We start from the raw sequence: 17,593 nt of genomic DNA, 5'->3' as shown, positions 1-17,593 counted from the left end.
TCCGCCCCAGCCGAGTCAGGCTGCCCCGTAACACATCCTGAGGCGTTCCCGGTTCAGCGCCAGCCACTGCAGGCCGATAATGGGGATAGCCGAGCGGATCCGCCCCTCGCCGAGCAGGACCATCGCTTCGGCGAAATCGACCACGCTGACCAGGATGTCCTCATGCTCTTCGGCCAGGCCATGGATTCCGCCAAGGCCGACGGAATCGATGATGCCGCAATAGAGGGCGATGCTTTCGGAACAGCCGCCCGGCGTAGTGAAAAACTCGGACACCGGGATGAGCTCGCGGATCCGGCTTCCGGCCTCCTCCATCGTCTCGCGGTGCGCCACCTCGTCCGGGTGTTCGCCCGGCTCCACGGCGCCGGCGACGATTTCCAGAAGCCAGGGATTTTCCCCTGACTTGAGCGGGCCGACCCGGAACTGTTCGATCAGCACCACCCGGTCGGCCACCGGGTCGTAAGGAACGACCGCCACGCAACTGCTCCTGTGATACAGCTCGCGGGTCAGGACCTCGCTCCAACCGCCGCCGTGCAGGGTATGGCGCAGATGCATCCGCAGCAGTGTGAAGAATCCGCCGTGGAGCCGCTCCTCCCGCAGAACCTCGAAGTCGCGAGTCATCAGTACAGGCGCGGCGACGAGGCGGACAGGTTTCTCAAAGCCGCCCCCAGACTGGTGCCCAGTTGCTGGGTGATGCGATCCAGCAACGTCTCTCTGTGGGAGTAATTCACGATCTCCTTAGCCCCGATGACCGTCTCGGCCACCTGATGCAATTCGCCGACGGCGTCCACAAGACCCAGTTCGATCCCTTCGGCGCCGGTCCAAACCAAGCCCGAGAAGATTTCGGGCCGGTCCTTGAGACGGTCCCCGCGACCAGCCTTTACCGCCGCAATGAACTGCTGGTGAACAGCGTTCAGCAGCTGCTGCACATGCTGTTTTTCGGCCGGATCCACGGGGCCGAACGGATCGAGGATCGCCTTGTGGTCGCCGGCAGTCATCACCCGACGCTCCACCCCCAGCCTTTCCAGCGTGCCGACGAAGCCGAAACCGTTCATGATGACGCCGATCGAGCCGACGATGCTGGCCGGGTTCACGAATATCCGGTCCGCGGCCGAGGCGATGTAATAGCCGCCCGAGGCGCACAGGTCCGACACGACGGCGTAAACCGGCAGAGCCGGATGTTCCTTCTTGATCCTCCGGATTTCATCGTATACGTAGGCCGATTGCACCGGACTCCCGCCCGGCGTATTCATCCTGAGCACGATGCCTTTGACGCCCTCCGCCTCGACCGCCTCACGCAACCCTTCGATGATTGTGTCGGCGTCGATCTCGCCGCCTTCGGCGATGGTGCCGATGACGTCGACCACCGCCGTGTGCACCTTTCCGGCTCCGGGCAGCCCTTCCTGTGACAGCGGTCGGAACGCCAGCGCGAAGCCGAGCCCGACCGAGGCGATCAGAAAAGCCCTGAACGCCAAGCTCCACCGCCTCGCCTTCCGCTGCTCCACCAATGCCTCGAGCAGCAGCTTTTCCAATAGCTCACGCTCCCAGCCGGAGGCCGGGCGGGCCGGTTCGGTCGATGACTGGGGTGTCGAATCCTCGTTCATAGTCTTTAAACCTTGTGGAATTTTGAGACGGAAGACAAGAGCGCCCGAGAATTCGGGCCGGGGAAGGCTTTAAGGCCTGACGGCCGTCAGAAAGTCCGCGAGATCGGGTTCCAGTGGCGATTCGACGCGGACCTCCCTACCGCTTCGCGGATGCGCGAATGCGAGCGTAGCGGCATGGAGGAACAGCCGCTTCAAGCCCAGCTGGCGGAAAGCTTGATTGAGCGAAGAATCGCCGTAACGCTCGTCACCCGCCAGGGGATGGCCCAGCGACTTGGCGTGCACACGAATCTGATGGGTGCGGCCGGTAACCGGACGGGCTTCCACCAACGTGGCGCCGGAAAGCGATTCCAGGCGGCGGAACTCCGTGATCGCCGCTTTTCCCTCCGCGGAGATCCTCACCATCCGCTCTCCGCTCTGCAGCACGTTCTTGAGCAATGGAGCGTCCACGACTTGGTGCCGACGCGCCCAGACACCGCTGAGCAGCGCCAGATAGCTCTTTTCCACACCGTCCCCCCGGAATTGCTCGTGCAACTGGCGCAGCGCGGAGCGCCGCTTTGCAATCAGCAGACAGCCCGAGGTGTCGCGGTCCAGCCGATGTACCAGTTCGAGAAACCGAGCCTCCTCACGTGCCGCCCGCAGACCTTCGATCACCCCGAAACTGAGGCCGCTGCCGCCGTGCACAGCCATCCCCGGAGGCTTGTTGATGACCAGAACCTCGTCGTCCTCATACAGAATCCGGCATTCCAGCCGGTCGCGCAGCCACGGCGCAGGCACTTGCGCGTCCTGCACCTGCGCGACGCGCACGGGTGGGACGCGAACCACATCGCCGGCGCTCAGCCGGTGCTGCGCCTTGCTCCGACCACCATTGATCCGTACCTGACCGGTCCGGAGGATTCGGTAAACATGGCTCTTCGGAACGCCCTTCAGGCGCGAAAACAGGAAATTGTCGATGCGCTGGCCGGCAGCCTCGGCGTCGACTTCGATCAGGCGAGGCGGGTTCGAGTCTTGCGGGAGAGATTTCATCATGAAAAATGATATCAGTTTTACACCTTAAATTGATGCGATTGCTGAAGATTGCTATAGTCTGTATGGCACTTCGCCGGGTGTGCGCTTGGCAGCGCGACTCACCCTCGGTGAAAGCCCCAAAGAATTGTTGAACGAATGAACCGGTGCATCGCATGAACACGCGGTACGCCAGACGCGGTTCCCGCGCGGGCGGCGTCGTCGTTAGGCGGCGGTGCCTGCCGGAATCCGATATACAAGTCATAACCCAAAAGTTTGGATGCTCGACCCTTGACGAGCTCAAGAGTTGCGTTTTCGGACAAAATTAACATCCGCCGGACCGGCCTTCGGGCCGAGCGGACTGGCCGTGTTTTCGCACGGTATGAAAGTGGACGGGCCACGACGAAAAACCTCGCAGAACGCGGGTTCACGGCCGGCATGACACAGCATACCGTTCGCCGAATGGGACCGGCGCAGGAACCACCCGGTTCCCCGGCAACCCATCCTTAACACAGGGCATCGGGATACCCATCATCCGATCGATCACTTCGATATCGCGAACCTGAAGAAGAGCATTCGCATGACAGAAGAAACAGAACAGGAAGGGATGTTGGCGGAATCCTGCGGCACCACCGGTTCAGGCGGTTCTCCAGCAAGAACGCCCAAGGAATCCATTGATGAAAAGAATGTTGATCAACGCCACGCAACCCGAGGAATTGCGGGTCGCGCTGGTCGATGGACAGAAGCTTTATGACTTCGACATAGAAATCCCTTCGAGGGAGCAGAAAAAAGCCAATATCTACAAAGGACTGATTACCCGCGTCGAGCCGAGCCTCGAGGCGGCATTCGTGAATTTCGGCGCGGAGCGGCACGGCTTCCTGCCGTTCAAGGAAATCCTGCCGAAATATCTCAGCGCCAGCGGCGAGGAGTCCGTCTCCCGCCGGGAAATCAAAGACGTCCTCAAGGAGGGCCAGGAAGTCGTCGTCCAGGTCGAAAAGGAGGAACGCGGCACCAAGGGTGCGGCGCTGACCACCTACATCAGCCTGGCCGGCAGCTATCTCGTGCTGATGCCGAACAACCCCAAGGCGGGCGGAATTTCCCGCCGCATCGAGGGCGACGTCCGGTCCGACATGAAGGAGACGCTGAGCCAGCTCCATATCCCTGAAGACATGGGGGTGATCATCCGTACGGCGGGGGGCGGCAAGACGGTTGAGGAATTGCAGTGGGACCTCAACTATCTGCTGCAGCTGTGGGAAGCGATCGAACGCTCGACGCGGGAAAAGCCGGCGCCGTTTCTGATTTTCCAGGAAAGCAACGTCATCATCCGTGCCCTGCGCGATCACCTGCGTGGCGATATCGACGAAATCCTGGTCGACAACCCTTCGACTTTCAGGCTGGTCCACAGCTTCCTGCAGCAGGTCATGCCGCAGTTCATCAACAAGGCGCGCCTGTACCAGGACAACGTGCCTCTGTTCAGCCGCTACCAGATCGAGAGCCAGATCGAGACGGCATACTCCCGCGAAGTACCCCTGCCCTCCGGCGGCGCCATCGTCATCGACCACACCGAGGCCCTGACGACCATCGACATCAATTCGGCGCGGGCCACCAAGGGCGGCGACATCGAAGAAACCGCACTGAACACCAACCTCGAGGCAGCCGACGAGATCGCCCGCCAGATGCGTCTGCGCGACCTGGGCGGATTGTTCGTGATCGATTTCATCGACATGATGGCCGCCCGCAACCAGCGCGCTGTGGAAAACCGTCTGCGCGACGCTGTGCGCGTCGACCGGGCACGCATCCAACTCGGCCGGATCTCCCGCTTCGGCCTGATGGAAATGTCACGCCAGCGCCTGCGGCCTTCGCTCACCGAAACCGCACTGTTGACGTGCCCTCGCTGCAAGGGCCAGGGAACGGTTCGCGGCGTCGAATCGCTGGCCCTGTCCATCCTCCGCGTCCTGGAGGAGGAGACGATGAAAAAGAACACCGACCGCATCATTGCCCAATTGCCGGTGGAGTCGGCCACCTACCTGCTGAACGAGAAGCGCGCAGCGATCCAGCAGATCGAGACGCGGTACAACGTGTCCATCACCATCGTCCCCAATCCTCACCTCGAAACGCCCAACTACGACATCCAGCGGATCCGGAGCGGCGGAGCCGGTGCGGAGGAGGACACGCGCAAGAGCAGCTACCAACTCATTTCTGATAAATCGGCCGAGTCCCATAAGCCCATGCGGACACCCGGTGCAGCGGCAGAAGCTCCTGCGGTGCGAGAATTTATCCCCGCTGCGCCGCAGCCCCGCGGCGGCGATCAGCGTATCCAGGCACAACAACCGGGTCAGCCCGGCGGCGGGCTGATCAAACGTTTCCTCAACATCCTGACGGGACAGCGCATCGACGACCAGCCGTCATCCTCCGACGCGGCTCAGCCATCCGTGGGTCTGCCACTGCCCGCACCTTTCGTCCAGCCGGTCAGGACACCCAGCGAACAATCGGGAACCGGCGCAACTCCAGCGGAAGAAAGCGAACGCCCCGGCGGCCAGCGCCGCCGCGACCGCGAACGAGACGGCGGCAGGCGCGGCGGTGGCAGTCGCCGGAAGCATCCTGCACAGCGGGACGATACTGCCGACAAGCACCGCAACGAGGTATCGGCGGAAGCCGAAGCTATCCAAGACATCGCGACGGAGGAGCCGCCTCAGACCGCGGCCGCGCAAGAGAACCGAACGAGGGCCCAGGAGAGTCGTGGCCGCCGGCGGAATGGCCGGGGACAGCGCCCCCGGGCTGCCGCTCAGCCAAAGGCTGAATCACCAGCGGAAGATTTCGCCGACGAGACGGCAACGGCGGAATTACCGGCAGACGCCACAGATTTGAAGGACTTGGTGCCCACCGCCTCCCCCGTCGATTTCGGGGAAACTCCCGATCAAAGTGATGCCGGCAGCGCAGAAACCGCCGATGGAGACGCTGGGGAAGCGGAATCCCGCCCGCAGACTTCACGGTCGCGCCGGGGTGGCGTGAGACGGCGGGGACGTGGCAGGCGGGATCGCCGACCGGCAACGCCGGGCGAACCTGAGGGGGGCGAAGCTTTCGAACCGATCAGTCTCGATTGGGAAAACGACGTATCTGAACGCAATGTCGCGGAATCAAACTCCGAGCCAGCCGCGCAGCGGGATACCGGCGATCGCCGCAGTGAGCCGCCCGCCTCCGGGGCGGAGTCAGCCCCTGCCGAACGGGAAGCACGCACGGAATTCCGTCCGGAACCTCAATATCGGGCGCCCGGTCTACCGCCCAAGGCATGGGAAAATCCAGAACCCGATCAAAAACCGCGGGACGATCGTGCTGATCCCCCCTCTCCTGCCGAACACGGAACCGGTTCTTCCGAGTGAGCATAGCCGTCGGGCATGGAGAGATGATCCGTGCCCGGCGGCGCAACTAAAAGACAACTATCGGTCGCTACACACCTAGCCTCGGCTGCGAACGGCGCCCGTCCCCCCTTATCCGGTGATGCCAGCTCGTCGCTTTGTCAGCGCTGGGGTAATACCCGCTGCGACCATAGCTCCCGCAGGCGCTTAGCGGAAACCGGATATGCCGTTTTCATCTGCTGGGCGAACAGCGATACCCTGTATTCTTCCAGGAGCCAGCGGAATTCGTCGCGCTCGGGCACGGGGGGCACCCTGCCCTGCTGCACAGACTCCCAATAAGTTTGCCAGAATGGGACGAGATCGCTCTGAAGCTTGGCGTCACGGACAGGGTCCTGACGGCATTTTTCCAGACGGTGCAGCAGCGCTTTGAGATAGCGAGGGAAGTGCTTGAGACGCGGGTACGGCACCTTGGCCACGAATCCCCCGTACACCAGGCGGTTCAACTGGTCGGCCGAGTCGCCGGCGGCGGAACGGCCGGCGAGAGCGGACAGGGCTTTGCGGCACTCGGCGTAGAGTCCCAGCACCTGCTCGACCGCCCGTCCCACTTCGTCGGCTTTGAGTACCAGGTCTCCCTTCCCCTGTTCGCGACGGGACTCGAAGGCTTGGCGTGTCCGCAGTTCTGGCCGGTCGTCGAGGAACAGAGCCGCCATGAGCTGGTCCAGCACATCCTCCCGCAGATCGCGTCCAGCCGGCTGCAACTGGCGGTAAAGCAGCTCCGCCGATGCAGTGAGCGGAAGATTCTTGCGCAGATATTTGATCTCCCTGGCCAATGTCAGCCGGAACAGCCGGATCAAGCCAAATTCATGCTGTACCCGTGCCTCCTCGGCCAAGTCGTACACTCGGACCCCAACGCTCTCGCCTTCGTCGACGATGGCGGGAAAGCCGTGCAGAGCCTGGCCGTCGATCAGTCCGCTGTAGGCCACCTGCAGATCGTCGAAATCCCAGGCCCGCCGTCCGGTCACGGCAATCTCCTGGCGGGCGATGTTCTGGAAATTTTGGCCGGCCTCGGCGCCGTGCCGGGTGCGCAGCTCGGCCAGGTCGCGCGAGCGGGCGATCACTACGTTGTTTTCGTCGACCAGGGCGTAGTTCATGCGCAGGTGCACCGGCAGCGCGGTTTCGTCAAAAGCTGACACCGGCGGCGCCACGCCGCCGATTTTCTTCAGCGCCTTAGCCAGCTCCGCCGCCAGCGTGCCTTGCCGGTAGTCCAGCATGGGCAGGGCACGGTCGGCGAAATCGGGGGCGGGCACGAAATGGATGCGCCAAGTCTTGGGCAAGGACTTGATCAGGGCCACCACCTTCTCCCGATACAGCCCCGGCACCAGCCAGCGCAGCGGCTCGGGATCGATCTGATTGAGCACGTGCAGCGGCACGATGGCGGTGACGCCGTCGTCCTCGTGGCCCGGCTCGAAGCGGTATTCCAGCTTCAGGCGCACCGGCCCCAAGGCCAATTCGTCCGGAAAATCGGCCGCCGCCCCCGCTACGCTGCTATCCAGCGTGATGTCTTCCCGCGACAGCATCAGCAGCCGGGGCTCGCGCCGCTCGGCGGCCTTGCGCCAGACTTCGAAGCTGGCGCCGTTGACCACCTCGGCGGGCACTCGCTCGTCGAAGAAGCGGTACAGGGTCTCCTCGTCCACCACCAGGTCCACCCGGCGCTCCTTCTGCTGGGAGTATTCCGCCTCCTCCAGCAGCTTGCGGTTCGCCAGCAGGAACGGCGCCTTGCTGTCGTAGTCCATGCGCACCAGGGCCGAACGGATGAACAGCTCCCGCGCCCCGGCAGGGTCGACGTTCTCGTAAGGCACTTTGCGCCCGTTCTGCACGGTGAGGCCATACAAGGCGGTGCGCTCGAACACCGCGCCGCGCGCGGCCTTGCGCTCCCAGTGCGGCTCGTAATAGTGGCGCTTCAACAAATGGGCGCCGCACTTTTCGATCCATTCCGGCTCGATCTTGGCCACGGTGCGGGCATAGACCCGGCTGGTCTCGACCTGCTCGGCCGAAATGATCCATACCGGCCGGGCCTTGAACAGGAACGAACCGGGGAAGATCTGGAACTTCTGCCCGCGCACCCCGACGTATTCGTTCTGGTCCTGGCGGAAACCGACATGGCACAACAGCCCGGTCAGCAGGGCCCGGTGGATCTCGCCGTATTCGGCGGGGACCTGGTTCATCCGGAGGCTCAGTTCGCCCTTGATGACTTCCATGATCTGCTGGTGGATGTCGCGCCATTCGCGCATCCGCAGGGCCGAAAGGAAATTGTCGCGGCAATACTGGCGCAGCTTACTGCCGGAGAGATGCTCGCGCTGCTCCTCGTAGTCCTTCCACAGCGCCAGAATCGCCATGAAATCCGAATCCGGATGGCGGAACCGGGCGTGCTTCTGGTCGGCGGCCTGGGCCTTGTCCGCCGGGCGCTCCCGCGGATCGGGCACGCTCAGGGCGGCGACGATGATGCAGACCTCGTTCAGGCAGTTTTCGTCCGTTCCGGCCAGCAGGATGCGGCCCAGGCGCGGATCGACCGGGAGCTTGGCCAGCCGACGGCCCAGCTCGGTCAACCGGCCCTGGTCGTCCAGCGCATTGATTTCCTGCAGGGTCTTGAGGCCGTCCCGCACCAGCCGCTCGTCCGGCGGCTCGACGAAGGGAAAGGCGCGGATGTCGCCGAGGTTCAGCGCCTTCATCTGCAGGATGACGGCGGCCAGGTTGGTGCGGAGGATTTCCGGATCGGTGAATTCTGGCCGGTTCAGGAAATCCTGTTCTGAATACAGCCGGATGCACACCCCCGGCCCCACTCGCCCACAGCGGCCGGCACGCTGGCTGGCCGAAGCGCGGGACACCTTCTCGATCGGCAAGCGCTGCAGCTTGCTGCGGTGGCTGTAACGGCTGATCCGGGCATAGCCGGCGTCGATCACCCCGCGGATGCCCGGCACCGTCAGCGAGGTCTCCGCCACGTTGGTGGACAGCACGATACGGCGGCGGCCGTGCGGCTTGAATATCTTCTCCTGGTCGGATACCGCCAGCCGCGAGTACAACGGCAGCACCTCGCAGTCGGCGGGATGATGCTTGCGCAAGGACTCGGCAGTGTCGCGAATCTCCCGCTCTCCGCTCAGGAAAATCAGGATGTCGCCGGTGTTCTCCCGATGCAGCTCGTCCACCGCATTCAGGATCGCCTGCTGCTCGCCGCGGTCGGTCTCGTCGCTCTCCTCGTCGGCGAGGTCGGGCGGTCGGTAGCGGATTTCCACCGGGTAGGTGCGCCCGGAGACGCTGACGATAGGGGCATTGTCGAAATGGCGGGAGAAACGATCGGGGTCGATGGTGGCCGAGGTGATGACCAGCTTGAGGTCGCGCCGGCGCGGCAGCAGCCATTTGAGGTAGCCCAGCAGGAAGTCTATGTTGAGGCTGCGCTCGTGGGCCTCGTCGACGATGAGGGTGTCATACTGGTCCAGGAAACGGTCGGCCTGGGTCTCGGCCAGCAGGATGCCGTCGGTCATCAGCTTGATGAGGCTGTCCGGGCGGGTCTGGTCGTGGAAGCGGACCTTGTAGCCCACCGTCTCCCCCAAGGGCCGCTTCAGCTCGTCGGCAATGCGCGCGGCCACGCTGCGGGCGGCGATGCGGCGGGGCTGGGTGTGGCCGATGTAGCCCTTGATCCCGCGCCCCGCCTCGAGACAAATCTTAGGGAGCTGGGTGGTTTTGCCGGAGCCGGTCTCGCCGCACACGATCACGACCTGGTTTTGTCGGACCGCTTCGGCGATCTCCCCTCGCCGCTCGGACACCGGCAGCTCCTCCGGATATTCCAGCGCCGGGAGAACCGCCGCCCGCGCCGCGCACAGGGTGATCGATGCCTCGATCCGTCGGGCTACCGCTTCCAGCTCCCCTTCCGGGGTGTTCCCCTTTCCAGCGGAAGTTTTCAGACGTTGCAGGCTGCGCCGCAGTGCAAACCGGTCCTTACCGAAACATTGATCCAGCGATTGTTCCAGCCGGGTGATGCGATCGAGCATGAGAGATTATTGCGTCAGCCTGCGCTCAAGGCGCCAGATGGCAAGGAAAATCGCCGGCACGGCAAAAGCCAGCAGCGCCGCGGCATGCCGAAGCACGCCAAGCTCAAGGTTTCCGGCCAGCAGCGGCCGGATTGCTTCGACGACATGAAACAGCGGCAAGCATTCGGCGCCGGCCCGGACGGCGGGAGGAAGGCTGCCAGACGGAAAGAACACCCCGCTCAGAAGTATCATCGGTGTGATGCCCAGCGTGATGTAGTACACGAAGAAGTCGTAGCTGCGGGCGAAGGAAGTCACTACCAGGGCGATACTGCCGAAACAGACGCCGGCCAGGAAAGCCAGAGGCAGCAAGCCGAGCGCGGCCCAGCCGGTGGCCAGCCCAAAGCCGGCCAGTACCGCCAGGATCAACCCGGCGCCGATCACGCTCTTGGTTCCCATCCACAGTACCTCCCCGCACACGACGTCGGCCAAAGATAGGGGCGCGGCCAGCATGCCATCCCAGGTCTTCAATACCGCCATGCGGGTATAAGCCAGGTACAGTCCCTCGAAGGTCGCGGCATTCATAGCGCTGGTCGCGAGTATGCCGCCGGCCAGGAAATCGAGGTAGGGCAGACCGGAGACCCGGCCGACGTAGCTGCCCAGTCCGAAACCGAGCACCAGCAGATTGAACAACGGCTCGACGAAACCGCCCAGTAGCGCCGTCCGCGCACCTTTGCGCCAAACCCAGGCGTTGCGGCGCCACACGGATTTCCAGCGCTTAGCGGCTTCAAGCATCGCGCAGATCCCGTCCGGTGAGTTTCAGAAACACGTCCTCCAGATTGGCGCGGCGGTAGACGTAACGGACGCCGTCCCAGACATCCAGCGATCGGACCAGGACCTCAAGATCTTCCCCGTAGTGAAAGATGCTCTCGCCGATACGCTCGCAACGCTGCCCGCCCGCCAGGGCCAGCGAACGGCGCCAGCTGTCGGCATTGGCGCCGTGCACCTCCAGCACGTGCGGTTCGATATGATCGCGAATCAGGGCCTGCGGGCTGCTGTCGGCCAGAATCCGCCCGCGGTCCATCAGGATGATGCGTCCGCACAGGCGCTCGGCCTCTTCCATGTAATGAGTGGTCAGGACGATCGTCAGTCCTTCGTTCTGCAACTGGCGCAGCATGCTCCAGATGTTGTGCCGAACCTGGGGATCGAGACCCGTGGTCGGTTCGTCCAGCACCAGCATTTCGGGTTCGTTGATGAGGGCGCGGACGATCGACAGCCGCCGCTTCATGCCGCCGGAAAGCTGGCCGATCCGGGCTTGGGCCTTGTCGGTAAGAGCGGCGAGATCGAGGAGTTCAGGGATCCGCGCCCTCAACCTCTTCTCGCTCAGGCCGAAATAGCCGCCGTAGATCCGCAGGTTCTCCATTACCGTGAAATCAATGTCGAGATTGTCCTGCTGCGGCACGACACCGATTCTCGCGCGCATCGCCCGCCCCTCGACCGGGATGGCAAAGCCGAGCACTGAAAGTTCGCCCGACCCCGGCGGCGTATTGCCCACCAGCATCCGCAGCGTCGTGGTCTTGCCCGCTCCGTTGGGACCGAGTATGCCCACGCATTCCCCGCGCCGGATTTCGAAGGACAAACCATCCACCACCCGCTTCCCGTCGAAAGACTTGGTCAAATGGCGGGCGATGGCAATGGGGAAACCGGATGGACTCACGGGAGATTGTGAAAGCGGGAATGCCGGGTGTAGCCCCGGCGATTATACTATCGCATCCGCCACGCGGCGAGGCTGCGGGGCGTTCTATTCCGAGCCGCGGGGTTTGCGTCTAGGAGCCTGTCGGACTTGAAGTGGCCGGACTGTCTTGCATAGGGGCAGTGAGTTTTTTGAGGCCGCGGCGCGCGATGCGACTCCGTCTTGAACGCCAACAACTCCCTACCATCGGGCGCTGCAGGGCAAGCGCTGCGCTCGCGCAAAGGCCAGCAGCAGCTGCACGTCCTGGCGCCGCCGCGCTCCGCGTATTCGCGCGTCAGTTCGTTCCGATACAGCCAAGCATCATCAGCCGGCTCGCCCATGCGCGAGACCAGGAGCGCTCCTCAATTCGTCACGAACAGGAACACCACGTAGCTGCCCTGAAACTCCGGGGCGGCATCCGTACCGGAAATCGCGTTCGCCAGCGCGAAGCTGCCTCCTCCGGCACCGCCGCCGGTGCAGTCATCGCAGCTGCCTCCCGCACCGCCGCCGCCGTAACCACCGCCGCCCGCGCCGGAGGTGTAGTACGTGATCTGATCTCCCCCGACTCCCGTTGTGCCGACGAGCGTCTCCCCGGAGACAGAGCCTCCGGACCAGCCGGGACGACCGACACTCCCGGACACGGACCCTGACTGGAGCGCACCTCCGTTCCCGCCGAAACCGTCCAGCCCCGATCCGTTGTAGTTATCGTGGTATGGCGTACCCCCGCCACCTGGGTTTCCCGGCGGGCTCCCCGGATTACCGCCGTCGCCATGGCCGTTTTCGCCGGTACCCACCCAGAAGGTCACGCCTTCCTGGGTCACTTGGTAGTTCGCGTAATTCCCGTTCGATTTGCTGCCGCTGCCGTTGACGTAACCACCGTGTCCCCCGTCATGGCCCTTGTCGGTGCAGCAATCGCCGTACGTCCCACCGCCACCCCCGGCAGCGATGACGAGCGTGTTTACCGTACTTGGGGCGGACGTACCCACCCAGACGAGTGACGAGGACCCGCCTGTGCCACCCTCAAATTGCGACGAGTCGTGGCTGCCGCCATGGGCGGCCAGCCACTGGACAGTAGTCGTGCCCATGGCCTGTTTGATGGCGCTGATCGTCGTGATGGTGTTCGCGTAACCCCCGTCGCCGCCGTGGCCGGTCGTGCCGCCTGGAGAAGTCGTGCCATTTCCGCCGCTCCCGCCGTAGGCGATGACCTGCAACTGCGTATTCTCCGTCACGCCGTAAGTGGACGCCGCGGCCAGCAGATCGTTGTAGAGATCCAGCGCGATGTTCTCCACCGGGGTGCAGTACACCATCCCCGACTGCGGGTAATCGTTCTTGCAAGTAACGTTCAGCGAGGCCCCCTGAACAGCCGCCGCCACGCGGCCGGCGCTCTTTGCCAACACCGCCATGAAATCGTCCGGCGACGCTTTGACGGCGCACGCCGATCCACCGCGCCGCAACGCGCCCTCGTAGCTCTTCCGGAAGTCCCGCCCGCACGCTTCCACCGCAGCCTGACGCTTAGCCGGCCGGCCCGTCCGCAAAAACACCGCCTCCGCCTGCAGCACACACTGCGCATAGCGCCCCGAGGCTTCGTCCAGGCGTATTTCGCACTTCTCACCCCGCGCCATTTGCAGCTCGGCCTGCGCTCCGGCCGCCCAGAGCAGCAGCATGGCTACCGTAGAAATCTTCGGCATCATCGCGTTGTCCCTCCCAGAGTCATGACCGTGAAGTCAAAATGGGAACACTCCCCCATCCAACAACGAAAGTCCCTCCCTCAATGGGTGACGAACAGGAACACCACGTAGCTGCCCTGATATTCCGGAGCGGCATCCGAGCCGGTAACGGTAACGGTATCGGCCAGGGCGAAACTGCCACCGCCGCCTCCGCCGCCAGTGCTTCCAGTGCCTCCCGCGCCGCCTCCGCCGTAGCCACCGCCGCCGCCCCCGCTGATATTTTCGCCGTTACCCCCGGAACCAACGGTCCCGAGTAGCGTTCCCCCGTCTACCGATCCGCCCGACCAGCCGGGACGACTGACGTACTGGGCTGAACCGCCGTCGCCACCGAAACCGTCGTCACCTGCATTGGACTCATCATGGTACGAAAGGCCCCCGCTACCGGGGCTCCCCGGCGGACTGCCCGGGTTACCGCCGTCGCCGTGGCCGTTTTCGCCGGTACCCACCCAGAACGTCACACCGTTCTGCGCCACCTGGTAGTTGGCGTAGTTCCCGTTCGATTTGCTACCGCTGCCGTTGACATAGCCGCCGTGGCCGCCGTCGTGACCGTGATGCGTGCAGCAGTCGGCGAAACTTCCCCCGCCGCCGCCTGCTGCCACGACGAGAGTGTTCGTTACGCTCGGGAGCGCGCCGCTCGAACCCATCCAAACGAGCGATGACGACCCGCCCGTGCCGGCGCTCAAGGCTGCGCCATTGTGCGTTCCGCCGTGCCCGGCCAGCCACTGAACGGTGGTGGTGCCCGTCGTCTGCGCGATGGTCTTGACCGTCGTGATGGTGTTTGCATAGCCCCCGTCACCGCCGTAGCCAGTCGTGCCGCCGGCCTCGGTGGTGCCATTCCCGCCATTCCCGCCATAGGCGATGACCTGCAGCACCGTATCTTCGGTCACCCCCGACGAGGCTGCCGCAGCCAGCAAGTCGTTGTAGAGATCGAAAGCGGCGTTCGACACCGGGGTACAGTACACCATGCCCGCCTGCGGATGGTTGCTCTGGCAGTTCACCGCCAACGTCGAACCTGCTGCCGCCGCAGCCACCTTGTCGGCGCTGCGTGCAAGCACCGCCATGAACTCCGCCGCCTTCGCGGTCACGGCGCACGTGGAGCCGCCGCGCTAGAGCGCCGACGCGAAACTCCACTCGAACAGGCGCGCACAGGCCTTGAACGCCGCCTCGCGCATATACGTGTTGCCCGTCCGCGCATACGCCGCCGACGCCTCCAGCCGGCACCGCGCATACCGCCCGGCCGCCTCGTCCAGTTGCACCTCGCACTGCCGCCCATGCGCCGACTGCGCCTGCACCGCGCATCCCCAAAGCAGGAGCGCGGGAAACGTCACCACCTTCTGCATCATGGAGTTCCCCCCCAGATTCAGTCTTATTATTAGAAATAGGCGATTAAATGGGCACTGCCGCCCATTGCAGAAAATGCACCCGTGAAGGGGGCATGTCAAGGAAGCGTCCGGAGAAGCGAGGCCGCGAAGAGGCGCCGCAGCCGCCGAACCTCTTCGCACTCAGCCCGAGGTACGAATAGCTCGCTACCGCTACGCAAGACGGTCCGGCGCCCTGAAGTCCGGCAGGCAGTCAGGGCTCGAACTGTACGGTGTCGCCGATGGCAAGGCCCAATGCCTGGTCCGCCCTGCCTCGGTTGACGGCAACCTCGACCAGTTCCAGCGAGTTGCGGTACCAGAATGCCGTGCCGGCTTCGACGGCGCAGAAAACCTCCGCATACGGCACCTGCCGGTCGTTGACCCGTAACACCCGCTCCGCGAACTCCTGGCGGTACCGCAACCCGGTCAGCGCATTGCCGTAGTGGTCGAAATAGACGATCGTGGCGCGGTCCGCCGGCCATGCCGCCAAGTCCGGTCCGGCGACAACCTGGTGATCCCAGCCGAAGTCGCGTATGGCGATCCGGGCCGCGACCGGCGCGAACAGGTCGCGGCCGTGGAAGCTGTTCGAGAGGCTCGCCGGCCGCCAGTCGCAACGGAGCCAGCGCTTGCGCCCCGCCTGCGCTGCAACGGCATTGAGCAGGCCGTTGTCGGGTCCGACAAACCAACGGCCGTCCGCCTCGAGCACGAAAGCCTCCCGGTCGCCGCCGACTCCCGGGTCGACCACGCAGAGAAAAACGCAGCCTTCAGGAAACTGCCGGCATAGCGCCGCAAGCAGGTAACCGGCAGGCACCGGCGCCGGTGCATCGCTCACCAGGTGGATGACGTCCACGCCGGGCGCGTTCAGCCGAAGCACCGCTTCCATCTGGCCCAGGTAGGGCCCGGCCGGACCGAAGTCGGTGAACAACAGAATCATCGATGAAGAGCCCGGTGTGGAAACCCGGCCTCAATGCCCGGAAGAAGAGGAATCGCGGTGTTCGATGGCGGTTGCGGCAACCGTCTCGTGATCCGTCTTGCCTTCGAAAAACCGGGAGAAGAACAACCCGACTTCGAACAAGAACCAGATCGGAATCGAAAGCAGGGTTTGCGACACGACATCCGGCGGCGTCAGGACAGCCCCCACCACGAATGCACCCACGATGACGTAGGGACGATTGTTACCGATGGTTTCACGCGAGACGATGCCGCTCCATACCAGGAGAATGGTCGCGATCGGCACCTCGAATGCGATGCCGAAGGCAAGAAACAAGGTCAGGACGAAATCCAGATACTTGGCGATGTCTGTCATCACAGCCACCCCGACCGGCGCCGTGGCAGTCAGGAATCCGAACATCAGGGGGAATACCGCATAGTATGCAAACGCCACGCCCCCATAGAACAGGAGCGTGCTCGCCACCAGCAGCGGAAGCACCATGCGCCGCTCGTGACGGTAGAGGCCCGGAGCGATGAATGCCCAGACCTGGTAAAGAATGAACGGGATCGACAAAAAAACGCAGACCATCAAGGTCAGCTTGAACGGCGTGAGGAACGGAGACGCCACGTCGATGGCGACCATCTGCGATCCTTCCGGCATATGCTTCAGCAAGGGCCCGGCCAGGAAGGAATAAATTTCGTTCGAGTAGAACGCCAGCCCCAGAAACAGCACCAGCACCATCGCGAGAGCACGCAAAATCCGCTGCCGCAGCTCCACGAGGTGGGAGATGAACGGCTGCTCTACGTCCTCCTCGGCCAGCCTGGACTTACGGTCGGTCATCGACGTGTTCCGGCGATGCAGGCTTCGGCTCGGGCTCCCTCGGCGGATTCGCTGCAAGTTCGGCAGCCTTGTCCGAGGCAGGCTCGAGAATCCTGGCGGACTTGGCTTCCAACATGGCCTGCTTCAAGTCCTGCATTTCCATTTCGTGTTCGATTTCCGCGCGAACCGAAGCCAGCGAGCTGCGGGCCTTGCGGATCCAGTAGCCGGTCTCACGCGCCACCTTTGGCAGGCGCTCCGGCCCGAACGCCAGCAGGGCCACCAGCCCGATCAGCAGCATTTCGGTGAAGCCGATATCGAACATGGCCCGGTCAGACCTTGTCTGTCTCTTTCTTGTCGACCACCTCGCCTTCAATGGTGCGCGTCGTGTCCTCGGAAGGCTTGTCCTTATCCTCGCTTTCGCTCATTGCGGAGCGGAAGCTCTTGATTGCGCCGCCGAGGTCGCCGCCGATATTGCGCAAGCGCTTGGTGCCGAACACGACCAGAACGATCAGAAAGAGCAGCAGCAACTCCCAAACACCTATGCCCATGGTTCAAACTCCGGGGTTGGATTCATATGGATTCGCGTGGCGCCCGGCCCGGGTCAATCGGGGGGCGCACCGCATTCTCCTCGTCATTTGACGAGAACCAGTGGCTTGCCTTCAGAGGCAAATTTGCAGTAGGTGCCGAGGAAATAATCGCAATCCTTGGACTGCTCGATCACGGCCGCATCGCCTTTGAGATGAATCTTCAGCTCGCAGTAACGCGCTTCACTTTCCACCTGCTTCTTCAGCACCAGTTCGTTCTCGGCGGCCTGCTCCGCAATGCCGTCGAGTTCGTGCGAACAGGGCCGCTTGCCTTCGTCGACGCTCCCGACCGGCTCGAAGTCGACGTCCACCCCGACGCGGATTTCATTGCCCACCTTGTTGACCTTCAGGTGCTGGACATGGCCGCCATCCTGGCGAACGTAATGCTGGGCGACAGCGAACACGTTGGCGGAAAACAAAAGGCCCAATACCGCAGCGGATACTCGTTTCATGACTCGTCC

The 17,593-nt window shown here is 63.7% G+C and carries 15 protein-coding genes; 1 reads left to right on the top strand and 14 read right to left on the bottom strand.

The genetic code is table 11. The annotated features are described in order from the left end of the window. Nucleotides 1-15: 15 nt before the first annotated feature. The 3 genes from OOT43_RS01570 to rluC all read right to left on the bottom strand — a co-directional run bounded on the left by OOT43_RS01570 (nucleotide 16) and on the right by rluC (nucleotide 2,627). Complete coding sequence (locus OOT43_RS01570; protein ID WP_266022906.1) at nucleotides 16-618, bottom strand: NUDIX domain-containing protein; 603 nt, start codon at nucleotides 616-618, stop codon at nucleotides 16-18. Next, nucleotides 618-1,601 carry a signal peptide peptidase SppA gene (gene sppA, locus OOT43_RS01565; RefSeq protein ID WP_266022905.1) on the bottom strand — a complete coding sequence of 328 codons (984 nt, stop codon included), beginning with the start codon at nucleotides 1,599-1,601 and terminating at the stop codon, nucleotides 618-620. The genes OOT43_RS01570 and sppA overlap by 1 nt, the downstream gene beginning before the upstream one ends. A gap of 69 nt (nucleotides 1,602-1,670) precedes the next feature. Then, nucleotides 1,671-2,627: a 23S rRNA pseudouridine(955/2504/2580) synthase RluC gene (gene rluC, locus OOT43_RS01560; protein WP_266022904.1), complete on the bottom strand. Its 957-nt coding sequence runs from the start codon at nucleotides 2,625-2,627 to the stop codon at nucleotides 1,671-1,673. A 653-nt stretch (nucleotides 2,628-3,280) separates the two neighbouring features. Between rluC and OOT43_RS01555 the strand changes: the two genes are divergently transcribed. Then, nucleotides 3,281-5,983 (top strand): Rne/Rng family ribonuclease, encoded by a 2,703-nt coding sequence (locus OOT43_RS01555; RefSeq protein ID WP_266022903.1) that lies wholly within the window; start codon nucleotides 3,281-3,283, stop codon nucleotides 5,981-5,983. Nucleotides 5,984-6,120: 137 nt separating this feature from the next. On the opposite strand, the gene hrpA is transcribed toward OOT43_RS01555, so the two are convergent. The 11 genes from hrpA to OOT43_RS01500 form a co-directional block, all read right to left on the bottom strand. Then, complete coding sequence (gene hrpA, locus OOT43_RS01550; RefSeq protein WP_266022902.1) at nucleotides 6,121-10,005, bottom strand: ATP-dependent RNA helicase HrpA; 3,885 nt, start codon at nucleotides 10,003-10,005, stop codon at nucleotides 6,121-6,123. Between the two features lie 6 nt (nucleotides 10,006-10,011). Then, nucleotides 10,012-10,776 carry an ABC transporter permease gene (locus OOT43_RS01545; RefSeq protein ID WP_266022901.1) on the bottom strand — a complete coding sequence of 255 codons (765 nt, stop codon included), beginning with the start codon at nucleotides 10,774-10,776 and terminating at the stop codon, nucleotides 10,012-10,014. Further along, nucleotides 10,769-11,698, bottom strand: coding sequence for an ATP-binding cassette domain-containing protein (locus tag OOT43_RS01540; protein ID WP_266022900.1), 930 nt, complete (start codon nucleotides 11,696-11,698; stop codon nucleotides 10,769-10,771). The genes OOT43_RS01545 and OOT43_RS01540 overlap by 8 nt, the downstream gene beginning before the upstream one ends. Before the next feature lie 377 nt (nucleotides 11,699-12,075). Next, nucleotides 12,076-13,404 carry a hypothetical protein gene (locus OOT43_RS01535; RefSeq protein ID WP_266022899.1) on the bottom strand — a complete coding sequence of 443 codons (1,329 nt, stop codon included), beginning with the start codon at nucleotides 13,402-13,404 and terminating at the stop codon, nucleotides 12,076-12,078. A 77-nt stretch (nucleotides 13,405-13,481) separates the two neighbouring features. Continuing rightward, nucleotides 13,482-14,405: a hypothetical protein gene (locus tag OOT43_RS01530; protein WP_266022898.1), complete on the bottom strand. Its 924-nt coding sequence runs from the start codon at nucleotides 14,403-14,405 to the stop codon at nucleotides 13,482-13,484. A 141-nt stretch (nucleotides 14,406-14,546) separates the two neighbouring features. Further along, the gene (locus OOT43_RS01525; RefSeq protein WP_266022897.1) at nucleotides 14,547-14,783 is read right to left on the bottom strand and encodes a hypothetical protein; all 237 of its coding nucleotides are present in this window, start codon (nucleotides 14,781-14,783) and stop codon (nucleotides 14,547-14,549) included. 229 nt (nucleotides 14,784-15,012) lie between these two features. Further along, complete coding sequence (locus OOT43_RS01520) at nucleotides 15,013-15,732, bottom strand: SAM hydrolase/SAM-dependent halogenase family protein (protein WP_266022896.1); 720 nt, start codon at nucleotides 15,730-15,732, stop codon at nucleotides 15,013-15,015. A gap of 30 nt (nucleotides 15,733-15,762) precedes the next feature. Further along, on the bottom strand, nucleotides 15,763-16,569 hold the full coding sequence (gene tatC / locus OOT43_RS01515) for a twin-arginine translocase subunit TatC (protein WP_266022895.1): 807 nt from the start codon (nucleotides 16,567-16,569) through the stop codon (nucleotides 15,763-15,765). Beyond that, nucleotides 16,556-16,870, bottom strand: a complete 315-nt coding sequence (gene tatB, locus OOT43_RS01510) for a Sec-independent protein translocase protein TatB (protein ID WP_266022894.1) — start codon at nucleotides 16,868-16,870, stop codon at nucleotides 16,556-16,558. The genes tatC and tatB overlap by 14 nt, the downstream gene beginning before the upstream one ends. Nucleotides 16,871-16,877: 7 nt before the next feature. Next, nucleotides 16,878-17,096, bottom strand: a complete 219-nt coding sequence (gene tatA, locus OOT43_RS01505; RefSeq protein ID WP_266022893.1) for a twin-arginine translocase TatA/TatE family subunit — start codon at nucleotides 17,094-17,096, stop codon at nucleotides 16,878-16,880. 83 nt (nucleotides 17,097-17,179) lie between these two features. Beyond that, nucleotides 17,180-17,584: a hypothetical protein gene (locus tag OOT43_RS01500; RefSeq protein ID WP_266022892.1), complete on the bottom strand. Its 405-nt coding sequence runs from the start codon at nucleotides 17,582-17,584 to the stop codon at nucleotides 17,180-17,182. Nucleotides 17,585-17,593: the final 9 nt, after the last annotated feature.

This window comes from Methylococcus mesophilus, from assembly GCF_026247885.1.
GTDB lineage: Bacteria > Pseudomonadota > Gammaproteobacteria > Methylococcales > Methylococcaceae > Methylococcus > Methylococcus mesophilus.
The sequence above is the reverse complement of the archived record's forward strand: the minus strand, read 5'-3'. Positions and strand labels throughout refer to the sequence as shown.